Here is a 12,308-nt window from a genome sequence, read left to right as displayed (position 1 = left end):
ATGAAGAACTTTAAAATTGTATTAGCAGGTGGAGGAAGTACTTATACTCCAGGAATAGTTAAAGCACTTATGCTTAAAAAAGATGAATTTAATGTAACAGAAATTAGACTTTATGATATTGATAATGAAAGACAAAGAAAAGTAGCATTAGTTTGTAAGGAAGTTGCTAAGGAATTCAATAGCAATGTTAAAATACTAGAAACAACAGATCCAGAAGAAGCTTTCAAAGACGTAGATTTTGTATTTGCTCAATTAAGAGTTGGAAAATATAAGATGAGGGAGTTAGATGAAAAAATTCCACTAAAACACGATGTTGTTGGACAAGAAACTTGTGGACCTGGTGGAATGGCTTATGGACTTAGAACAATATATCCTATGATTGAAATTTGTGATTTTACTTTAAAATATTCACCTAAAGCATGGATTATAAATTATTCTAATCCAGCAGCTATAGTTGCTGAAGCTATAAGAAAACTAAGACCTAATGTAAATATATTAAATATTTGTGATATGCCAATTGGAATGATGCTTAGAATGGCCGAAATATTAGGTTGTGAAGAAAATGAAATAGAAGTGGATTACTTTGGATTAAATCATTTTGGATGGTTTACTAAGGTTTATGTTAAAGGAGAAGACAGAACAGATGAACTAAAGGGATATTTGCTTGAACATGGACTAGTTACTCCAGCACAAAGCAATGATATTCAACATAGTGATGCTGATTGGATAAAGAGTCATACTAATATCAAACATATGCTAAGTATGTTCCCAGATTACATTCCAAGTACTTATCTTCAATATTATTTAATACCAAAAGCAGTTGTTAAAAAGACAAATAAAGACTATACAAGAGCCAATATTGTTATGGATAATAGAGAAAAGAACTTATTTAATTCCATAAAGAATTTTGAAGAAACAGGAAAATTTGAAGAAGGATTTAATGTAGGTGTTCATGGAACTTTTATAGTAGATGTAGCAATGTCAATTGCTTATGATAAGAGAGATAGATATATTGTAATTGTTGAGAATAATGGGGCTATTCCAAATCTTCCAAGCGATGCAATGGTAGAGATTCCAGCATACCTTACATCAAGAGGACCAGAACCAATAAGACTACAACCAATACCGCTATTTTATAAAGGTTTAATAGAGCAACAAGTAGCATCAGAAAAATTAGCTGTTGAAGCTGCAATAGAAAATTCTTATAACAAAGCACTTCAAGCTTTTGCTTTAAACAAAACAATACCTTCAGCAGAAATAGCAAAAGAAATTTTAGACGAAATGATAGAAGCAAATAAAGGATATTGGCCTGAATTAAAATAAGAGATAAAAGCTTATGACAACTAAGTCATAGGCTTTTTTAATTTCTTAGCTCTTTCACTTATTCCGATTTTGGGGTTCCCAAAATTGCGAAATAGTACTTAGAGAAAAAAACAATATTATTACAATTTATACCAATTTTACTAAACTATTAAATGAATTTATATACTAAAATATATGTATATATGAAAATGTATACATATAAGGAGGGATATTATGATAAGGAAATCGAAAAGATATTTGTCAGCAATACTTACAGGAGCTATATTATTGTCTAATTTGTCAGGCTCAATTAGCATATCAGCTGAAACTCTATCTAATGATTCTAATGTAGTTGAAGTTACTACATTAGAAAATACTGATTATGAAATTTATCCAGCACCCCAAAAGATAGAATACCAAGATGGGAATTTTAATTTTGGAAGTAGTGTAAACATTATTTATGATTCTGGTATAGACGACTATACTAAAATTAGACTTGAAAATGAGATATTAAAAGCTAACAGTATTGGGTATGAAGTTTCAGTATCTAAGGACATTATAGAGGGAAAGACTAATATTTTAGTAGGTATTGAGGGATCTGGTGAAGTTGTTGATGTGTATGCAGATAAATATACTTTGTCAACAGAAAATCTTTTCAGTAAAACAGATGCTTATTTTTTAGCAGTAGATAATAATATTATAACTATTCTTGGGAAAGATACAGACTCAGCATTTTATGGATTAACTACTTTATATCATGTAGTTAATCAATTAGATTCAAATCATACTATAAGAAACTTTAAAGTCGAAGATTATGCAAATGTTGTAACTCGTGGATTTATAGAAGGATATTATGGAAATCCATGGTCAGTTCAAGATAGGGCAGATCTTATGACTTATGGTGGATATTATAAGTTAAATGCTTACTTCTATGCACCAAAAGATGACCCTAAGCACAGGGTTCAATGGCGTACTCTTTATACTGAGGAAGAACTTAAATGGGTTAAAAAGTTAGCAGATGCAGGTAATGCTTCTAAAACTAGATTTGTTTATGCACTTCATCCATTCCCTGGTGGAGACAACCTAGGAATAGGTAAAAATGAAGCTGGATACCAAAAAGATTTAGCAGATTTGAAAGCTAAATTTAAGCAAGTTATTGATCAAGGAGTTAGACAAATTGCTATACTTGCAGATGACTTTTCTAATCCAGGTGGAGCACTAGGTCTTAGATTAGTTAATGACATAACTACTTGGTTACAAACAGAAGTAAAAGCGCAATATCCTGACATGAAGGATACATTACCATATGTTCCTTATGACTATATGGGAAATGGATCAGGTGTTGAATTCAATGATTTAAGACAAGCACCATCAAATGTTCAATTAGTTCAAACAGGAGGAAGAATATGGGGAGAAGTAACTCAAAGCTTTTCACAAACATTTAAAAATAATGTAGGAAGACCACCTTATTATTGGATTAACTGGCCATGTTCAGATAACTCAAAGAAGCACTTAATTATGGGGGGAAATGATACATTTCTACATCCAGGAGTAGATCCAACACTTATAGAAGGTATAATGTTAAACCCAATGCAACAATCAGAAGCAAATAAATCAGCATTATTTGCAGTTGCAGATTATTCCTGGAATATATGGGAAACAAAGTCTCAAGCTGATGAAAACTGGTATGATTCCTTTAAATATATGGATCATAACAGTGCAATAGAAAATGAAGCATCAACTGCTTTACGTGAAATAAGTAAGCACATGATTAACCAAAACATGGACAGTCGTGTTAGAGCATTAGAAGAATCTTTAGAGTTAGCTCCTAAGCTAAATGCCTTTAAGACCAAATATGAAAGTGGAGCTAATGTAAAAGAAGATGCACAAGCTTTAATAGAAGAATTTACAAAGATTAAAGATGCAGCAGATTATTATAAAAATAATCCTGGAAACTCAAAAACTAGAGATCAAATTATTTATTGGTTAAATTGCTTTGAAGATACAACAACAGCAGCGATCTCATATTTGAAAGCAGTTATTTCAAATGAAGAAGGAAATAATAATGAAGTTTGGACAAACTATTCAAATGCACAAACAGCTTTTGAAAAATCAAAAACATATGGATTTAATTATGTAGATCATACTGAATATGCAGAAGTTGGAGTTCAGCATATTGTGCCATTTATTAAGGCTTTAGAAGGATATTTATCACCTATTGTTTCAGGCATAGTTGATCCAAGTAAAATTGTAACAACAGTTATTACTAATAGAACAGATACACCAGCAGGCAATTTAAGTAATATTCTAGATAATAATGTATCAACAGAAGTTGTTTATAAGAATCCTTCTAGTATAGCAACAGGAACTTATATTGGTGTTAAGTATAATAGGGTCATAAAAATAAAAGAAGTTGAATTCTTATTAGGTGCTATTGCGAATTCAGCTGATACAATGGAAGAGGCAAAGGTTCAATATACAGTTGATGGCAAGGAATGGATAGATTTAGAGCCAGGAAAAGTATATGCGACACCAAATAAAATTACAATAGAAGATTTAAACTTAGATGCAATGGGAGTTAGAGTTATTGCAACTAAAGACAGAACAAATAAATGGTTTGGAGTTAAAGATATTACTATTAATAAAAGTGATTTACCTAAACCAGAAACATCAATAAATGCTACAGTTATAAGAACAGCATCATGGAAAATTTACTCTGGAAGCCAAGCAAATTTATTAGATGGAAATGATAGCAGTGATATTTGGTATCAAACAAATACTGGAGACTTAACTCTTGTTGGGGATTATATAGGGCTAGATTTAGGAGCCGTAATTCCAGTAGGAAAGGTTAGATTTGTTTTAGGTAGAAATGGTTCATCAGATAAATGGACAAATTATAGATTAGAATACTCAAAAGATAATAGCAATTGGACTACTTATAAAGAATATACAGGTAAAACTTCTGGGCAGGATATCGTAGATGAGAACCTTAACGGTATAGAAGCAAGGTATGTTAGAATAACAAATACAAAACAATTAAATAAATGGGTTATTTTCTCGGAACTTAAAGTAGAAAAGTTTGGCTCATTAGAATCAACTAAGAATATTTATACAAATACTGATATTCAAATTAAATCAATATATCAAAGTGAGGAATTAACTAAGTTAGTCCCACAAAATAATATAACATTAAAAGCTAATGATTATATTGGTATAAAGCTAGATCGTATTAAGGACTTAAAAGAAATTGCTTTAGAAGTATCTAATATGGATGGATTAACATTACAAACATCTATGAATGAAGTAGAATGGATTAACGTTGATGATACGCAAAACCTAAAAGATGCTAGATATATTAGATTAATAGCAAGTAAAGATGTTACTTTTAATTTAAGTAAATTTGAAGTGAAGTCTACTGAAATTTATCCAATTTCAGTACAATCATCATTTGTACCTATTAATGGTAGCGTTGCAAATATTTTTGATAAAAATTTTAATACATCAGCATCATTTAGTTCTTTCCCTGTAAAAGATAAAAGCATAGTACTTAACTTAGGTCAAACTATGAATATAAAGAATCTTACTTATGCAGTATTAGATACAGAATTGGATTATCTAAGAGATGCTAAATTTCAAGTATCTTTAGATGGAGAGGATTGGACAGATGTAATTACAATTGGTGATGGTATAGAAAATGATGATAGTGACGTTAATTCTAAACCAGTTGATGCAGGATATATTCATGGAGATAGCACAACTATAGTTCCAATTTCTCATGCATTTATGAAGGGAGAATTAGATACACCTAAGGAAGCTAGATATTTAAGAATTTTATTTACTGCAAATTATATTAGTAGATGGGTTAGAATAAGTGAAATTTTAATAAATGATGGAGAATACTTTCCAAGTGTTAATAATCCAACATTTACTTCTAATCCAATGGAAGTGGAAGGATTTACAACATCAAATATTATAGATGGAAATTTAACTACATCATATAAACCAAATACTAATAATGGAGAAATAAAATCTGGAAGTTTAACATACAGATTATCAGGAAATACAGATGTTAAAAAGATTAATATTGTTCAAGGTGGTAATGATATCTCAAATGCTAAGGTAATGGTTAGAACAGGATATAACGAAAGCGGAGAGGAAGTTTGGAATCAAATTGGAACATTAAGCAAGAGTTTAAATGAACTTATAAATGCTAAATATGATAATATTTACGAAATAAAGATTGAATGGGAGGGAATAGCGCCTACCATTTATGAAATAGTTACAATTAATAACTATAATGTACCAAATATAACTGATTTAGATGCATTAGTAGCATCTTCAAAGGATTATGCAAAGGAAAGCTATACAGCTGGAAGTTTTGCTAAATTCACAGAAGCTTTAGATGCTGCAAAATCTATATTAGATGATTTGGCAAGTGCAAACCAAGATAAGATTAATAATGCAAAAGAAAATTTATCAAGTGCAATTACTGAATTAGTTAGTATAGAAGAATTAGCTGATATTATTAACGAAGCTAATGATATTAAGAATAATGGTGAAAAGTATACCGAAGAATCTTTAGGTGGTCTTAATATGGCTTTAGAAACTGCAAATGTAGTATTAAATAATTCAGAAGCAACAAAAGAAATGGTAAGTAGTGCAGTAGATAATATAAGAAATGCAATAGCTTCTTTAGTTAAAGAAAATCAGACCCCTACAGAAGTTGATAAAACAGAGCTTATAAAACTTGTTGAAATAATAAATGCTTTAGATGAAAGTAAATATATATCTTCAACTTGGGTAGTACTACAAGCTGAACTTAAAAATGCTAATATAGTAATAGGAGATGAAAATGCAATAGAAAAGGAAATAGCTGAAGCTTACAATAAGTTAGTAAAGGCATACCTTGATTTAAGATTAACTCCTAATAAGTCTAAGCTTGAAGATTTGATAAATAAAGCAGAAGCTATAGATTTATCTAAATATACTAGAGCAAGCGTTTATAGATTAAATTCACATGTAGCTAATGTAAAGGCTGTTTTAAAAAATGAAGAAGCTACTCAAGAAGAAGTAAATAAAGCAGCAGAAGGATTAGAATTAGCTTTAGCTAGCTTAGAAGAAAAACAAGTTAACAATGATAGCAGTAACAATTCTGAAAATAAGGATGATAATAAAAAGGATGATAACAAATTACCTTCAACAGGAGGAACTTCATCAGCAGCTCTAACAGTAATAGCATTACTAATGACTGGCGCAGGTGTAGTTTTAAGAAGAAAAAGATAGTAAATTTTATATGAATTAAGGTTCTAGAGATGTATTTCTCTAGAACCTTACCATTTATAAAGAAAATATATCAAAATTCTTAACTAAATCTATAAAATTCTATTCAATTTTAATAATAAGGAGGATTATTTATGAAAGTATTTCAAAAAAGAATTTGTGCTTTTTTAGTAGGAGCATCGGTAATGACAAGTTTAATTCCTGCAACAGTTAAAGCAGATACGAATCAAGTACAAAATGCAGAAACAGTTTATGTGGGTTTTATTAAAGATGGAGAAAGATCTACATTATTTAATCAGGATTGGAAATTTTACAAGGGAGATGAAAGAGGAGCAGAAGCTATTGATTTCAATGATTCATCTTGGAGAACTTTAAGCTTACCACATGATTGGAGTATTGAAGAAGACTTTACTGTTCAAGGAGAAGCAGAAAGTGGATTTCTACTTGGGGGTACTGGATGGTATCGTAAGCATTTTGTTATTCCAGAAAAATACCAAGGAAAAGAGTTTACTATAAACTTTGATGGAATTTATATGAATTCTGAGGTTTATGTAAATGGTAAATTACTTGGCCAGCATAATTATGGATATACTGCTTTTGCTTTTGATATTACTGATGAACTTATATGTGATGGAGAAACTGAAAATATAATAGCAGTTAAAGTGAAGAATCCTGTGCCAACTAGTAGATGGTATTCAGGAAGTGGTATATACAGAGACGTTACTTTAACAGTTACAGATTCTATTCACGTTTCACATTTAGGAACAACTGTTAGTACACCAGAAATTGAAGCACAAAAGGGTGGAAATGTTGATGTGGAAGTAAAAACAGTTGTGGAAAATGAATCAAATAATACTAGTGATATTAAACTTAAAACTACTATTTTAAATTCAGATGGGCAAGATATTAGTACTTCTGTAGAAAGAACTGAAAATATAGCTGCAAATGGAAGTTTCACTTTTGAGCAAACTGCAGTTGTAAATAATCCAGATTTATGGTCAGTTGATTCTCCAAATATGTATAAAGTAAAAAATGAAGTTATAGTGAATGATAAAGTAGTTGATACTTACTATACAAATTTTGGATTTAGATATTTTAATTTTGATAGAGATACAGGTTTCTCGCTAAATGGAGAAAATATGAAGCTTAAAGGTGTTTGTATGCACCATGACCAAGGGGCTTTAGGAGCAGCTTCTTATTATAGAGCAGTTGAACGTCAAATGGAAATAATGAAGGACATGGGTGTAAATGCAATTCGTGTTACTCATAATCCTGCAAGTGAAATGTTATTAGAAATTTGTGATAGATTAGGTCTTTTAGTTATAAATGAAGCATTCGATACATGGACAAACTCTAAGAATGGAAATGTAAATGATTTCGCTAAGTTTTTTAATGCTTCAATAGGAGAAGATAACAAAATAATTAATGGTGAAGTAGGAATGTCTTGGGGTGAATTTGAAGCTAGATCAATGGTTAAGACTTCAATAAATAGTCCATCAGTTATTATGTGGTCAATAGGAAATGAGGTTTTAGAAGGGATAGGTGGAAATTCATCTAACTATCCTACAATTGCACAAAATATAATTGATTGGATTCAAGATGAAGATACAACTAGACCTGTTACTATTGGTGATAATAAGAGCAAGGGGGGACTTGGTAATACCAATGCTGTAGCTATTTCAGATGTTGTTTCAAATAATGGTGGTATAGTTGGATTCAACTATGCTAATGAAGGCCAATTTAATAGTTTGAGGAATAGCAAAACTAATTGGATATTATATGGTTCAGAAACAAGTAGTGCAGTTCATAGTAGAGGATATTATAAATCCATAAACAGAACAGCTCAAAGTAATTCAGATTTACAAATACCAGAGTTTGATAATAACTCTAATAAAGTTGGATGGGGCCATTCAGCAAGTGATGCATGGAAATATACAATAAAATATGATTATAATGCAGGTGAATTTGTATGGACAGGGTTTGATTATATTGGAGAGCCTACACCTTGGAATGGAACTGGAACAGGAAGTGTTTCAGGTGGAAACCCAGCTCCTAAATCAAGCTACTTTGGTATAGTTGACACAGCTGGATTTGAAAAAGATGTTTATTATTTATATCAAAGCCAATGGAATGATTATGTAAATACTCTACACATATTACCAACATGGAATAGAGAAGATATTCCAGTTACAAATGGAAATGTACAAGTTGATGTATTTACAGATGCTTATAAAGTTGAATTATATTTAAATAATAGATTAATTGGAACTAAAACAGCAACTGAAAATTTAACAGCAGCAGGATATAAATATTATACTTTTGAAAATGGTTCATTATATCCAAGCTTTAGCGTTCCATATGAAACTGGTACAATAAGCGCTAAAGGATATGATAAGAATGGAAATTTATTAACTAACACAGAAGGTAGAGCTTTAATTAACACATATGGAGAAGTATCCACTGTAGAATTAAGCGCTGACAAAACAACTATAAGTGCAGATGAATACGATTTATCTTATATTACTGTTGATTTAGTAGATGAAGAAGGAAATATGGCTTATGGAGCTAATAATAGGTTAAATTATACTTTGGAGGGAAATGGTAAAATAGTTGGCTTAGATAATGGTAATGCTGCAGATACAGATAGATATAAACCAGAAACTGATAAGTCAGGAACTAGAAATGCATTTAATGGTAAAGCTTTAGTAATTGTTCAATCAACTAAAGATGCTGGAGAAATGACTTTAACTGTTTCAGGAGAAGGTTTAGAATCTAAGTCCATAAATATTAATACAGTAAATAATGTAGGAGATAATAAATATATAGAATCTTATAATATTGTTAAAGACTACTATGTTTCTTTAGAAGAAAAACCATTGCTACCAACTACAGTTTCAGCTAGATATAGTGATGGTACAACTGAAACTTTAAATATTAATTGGAATGAGTATGATGAATCTAAATTAAATACTCCACAAATATTTAAAGTTACTGGTAAATTAGAAGGTACAGATATAGCTGTAGTTGTAAATGTTCATGTAGTTGGTAATGTAGTGGATTTTGAAAATTACTCTACATTTACTTATGCAGGAACAACACCAAATTTACCAAAGACAGCTAAGGCATATTTAGATAATGGCTCTGAAGGCGAAGATTTTATTGTTAATTGGAACTTTGAAGGATTAGATTTTTCAAAGGAAAACACTAATGTTATAGTTCCAGGAAGTATAGAAGTTTTAGGAAAAGTTTATGATGTTGAAGCTAGTGTTCGTATAGTACCAGCATTAAAAACAGCTAAAAATGTAGCAATGGCAGGAATAATAGGATTATCACAAAGCTGTACAACAGCATCTGATAATTTAAATTCAATTATAAATGGAGTAACTAATAATGGAACTAGCTCTCAAGAAAGATGGACAAATTGGTATGAAAGAAATTTAACTAATAGTAGTGGTGAGCCAAAGGGGGCTTATGTTCAATTAAACCTTGATAAGAAATATGATGTTAACAAATTAGAGATGTGGATATACACAGACTCAGGTGTTAAGTTACCTAAAAAAATAGAAGTAAGCTATAAAAATAATAGTGGTGAATATATAGTTATTCCACATACAAATTCCACTTTAGTTCCATACAATCAAGGCTCAAATACACTTATGTTAAATGAAACTGTAAGTACTGATAGTATTAGAATATATATGCAACAACCACAAGTAGGAGATAGTATTGGTTTAACAGAAGTTAAGATATATGAAAATGGTTCTGATAAATCAATACAAGAAACTTCAGATAAGGCTAATCTATCACAAAGTTGCATAACTATATCAGATAGTTTAGCATCAATTACTAATGGAATTACAAACGGTGGAGAAAATACTCAAGAGCGTTGGACAAATTGGAATGAAAGAAACTTAGCTAATGAAAATGGAGAACCAAAGGGGGCTTATGTTCAATTTGATTGGAATAATAAGTATTATATAGATCGTTTAGATTTATGGCTATTTACAGATAATGCTAGTGCAAGAATTCCTAAAAAAGTTGAAATTAGCTATTTAAATGAAAATGGTGAATATGTTATAGCTACACATACAAATACTACAGAGGTATCTCATTCAGCAGGTGAAACAACGTATTTCTTAGATAATGTTATAAATACAAATAGCATTAGAATATACATGCAACAAACTCAATTAGGTAATTGTATAGGACTTTCAGAAGTAAAAGTTTATGAATATGTGCCAAAAGAAAATTTAAAAACTACTAATACTTTAAAAGAAATAAAAATAGATGGAAAAGTCTTAGAAAACTTTAACCCAGCTATTAATGAGTATTCAATTAATGTAGAAGAATTACCTAAATTAGTGGAAACATCACAAGAAGATAATGTAGCAGTAACTGTATTACCAGTTTATAACAATAAATCAGTTATAGTTGTTCGTGCAGAAGACGGTAGCAAAAACATATATAATATAAACTATATATTACCTGAACCAAGCAAATATACAATTACAGTTAACAAAACAGAAGGTGGCTCAATTGCAGGATCTGGTGAGTATTTAGAAGGTCAAGAAGCTACGTTAATTGCAACAGCAGATAAAGGATATGAATTTGTAGGTTGGTTTGATGAAGATGATAATGAAGTTAGTAAGAATACGACTTACAGATTTACAGTTGAAGTAGATTTAATACTAACTGCAAGATTTAAAGAAAGTACTCAAACTCCAATAGATGTTGATAAGACTATTTTAAGAATGTCTATAGAATATGCTGAAGAAGCAAAATCAAATGGAGCTCTTGAAAATGTTGTTCCAGCAGTAGTTCAAGAATTTGAAGGGGCATTAAAAAATGCAAAAGCTATTTTAGTAAATGCAAAAGCTACAGAATCTGAAATAGATGAAGCTGCCAAAAGATTAATAGATGCAATTCATATGCTAGAATTTAAAAAAGGTGATAAGGCAGAACTTGAGAAATTAGTTAAAATAATAAATGCTTTGGATGAAAGCAAATATAAGATATCAACTTGGGATACACTTAAAGCTGAACTTGAAAAATCTAATGCAGTAATAGTCGATGAAAATGCAATGGAGGAAGAAGTAAAAGATGCATATAATAGATTAGTTAAAGCTTATTTAGATTTAAGATTAATACCAGACAAATCTAAACTTGAAGAATTAATAAATAAGGCTGAAGCAATAGATACATCTAAATATACAGTAAAGAGTGTTAATTTATTAAATAAAAAGCTACAAGAAGTTAAAGTAGTTTTAAGTAATGAAGAAGCTACTCAAGATGAAATTAATAAATCAGTAGATGAATTAGAATTAGCTTTAGCTGGATTAGAATTAGCCAAAGGCAATGATAATGGAAATGCTGGAGAAAATAACAACAATAATAATGATGATAATACTGGAAAAGCGGAAAATAATTTACCTGCAACTGGATCAGTAGTATCAAGCATCCAAGTAATTGTATTAGCTTTAGTATTATTATCAGTAGGAATAATAACGTTAAGAAAGAGGAGATATGACCTAAAATAATATAGATACAACTAAAGATAAACAAGAATAATGGAAAAAGGGGCTGTCGCACTAATAATTAGTGCACAGTCCCTTTTTGTGCAAAAAAATAAATCCTAGACTCCATGAGTTTAGGATTTATGATAAAATATTTTTATGCACAAAGAAAATATTTTACAAAAGAATTATACATTAAACCAAAAGTTTTAT

The 12,308-nt window shown here is 30.2% G+C and carries 3 protein-coding genes; all 3 read left to right on the top strand.

Going from position 1 to position 12,308, the window contains the following annotated elements; translation table 11 throughout:
* The 3 genes from AAT22_RS16185 to AAT22_RS16175 all read left to right on the top strand — a co-directional run bounded on the left by AAT22_RS16185 (position 1) and on the right by AAT22_RS16175 (position 12,119).
* On the top strand, positions 1-1,323 hold the full coding sequence (locus AAT22_RS16185) for a 6-phospho-alpha-glucosidase (protein ID WP_047002003.1): 1,323 nt from the start codon (positions 1-3) through the stop codon (positions 1,321-1,323).
* Positions 1,324-1,536: 213 nt separating this feature from the next.
* Complete coding sequence (locus tag AAT22_RS16180) at positions 1,537-6,585, top strand: beta-N-acetylglucosaminidase domain-containing protein (protein ID WP_047002002.1); 5,049 nt, start codon at positions 1,537-1,539, stop codon at positions 6,583-6,585.
* Positions 6,586-6,716: 131 nt separating this feature from the next.
* The gene (locus AAT22_RS16175; protein WP_172655030.1) at positions 6,717-12,119 is read left to right on the top strand and encodes a glycoside hydrolase family 2 TIM barrel-domain containing protein; all 5,403 of its coding nucleotides are present in this window, start codon (positions 6,717-6,719) and stop codon (positions 12,117-12,119) included.
* Positions 12,120-12,308 lie beyond the last annotated feature (189 nt).

This window comes from Clostridium sp. C8 (assembly GCF_001010885.1).
GTDB classification, from domain to species: domain Bacteria; phylum Bacillota; class Clostridia; order Clostridiales; family Clostridiaceae; genus Clostridium; species Clostridium sartagoforme.
This window is presented reverse-complemented; position numbering and strand designations above follow the sequence as displayed.

Excerpts from the sequence above, each read along its gene's own strand:
- AAT22_RS16185 (WP_047002003.1), top strand. The coding sequence starts at position 1 with ATGAAGAACTTTAAAATTGTATTAGCAGGTGGAGGAAGTACTTATACT.
- AAT22_RS16180 (WP_047002002.1), top strand. The coding sequence starts at position 1,537 with ATGATAAGGAAATCGAAAAGATATTTGTCAGCAATACTTACAGGAGCT.
- AAT22_RS16175 (WP_172655030.1), top strand. The coding sequence starts at position 6,717 with ATGAAAGTATTTCAAAAAAGAATTTGTGCTTTTTTAGTAGGAGCATCG.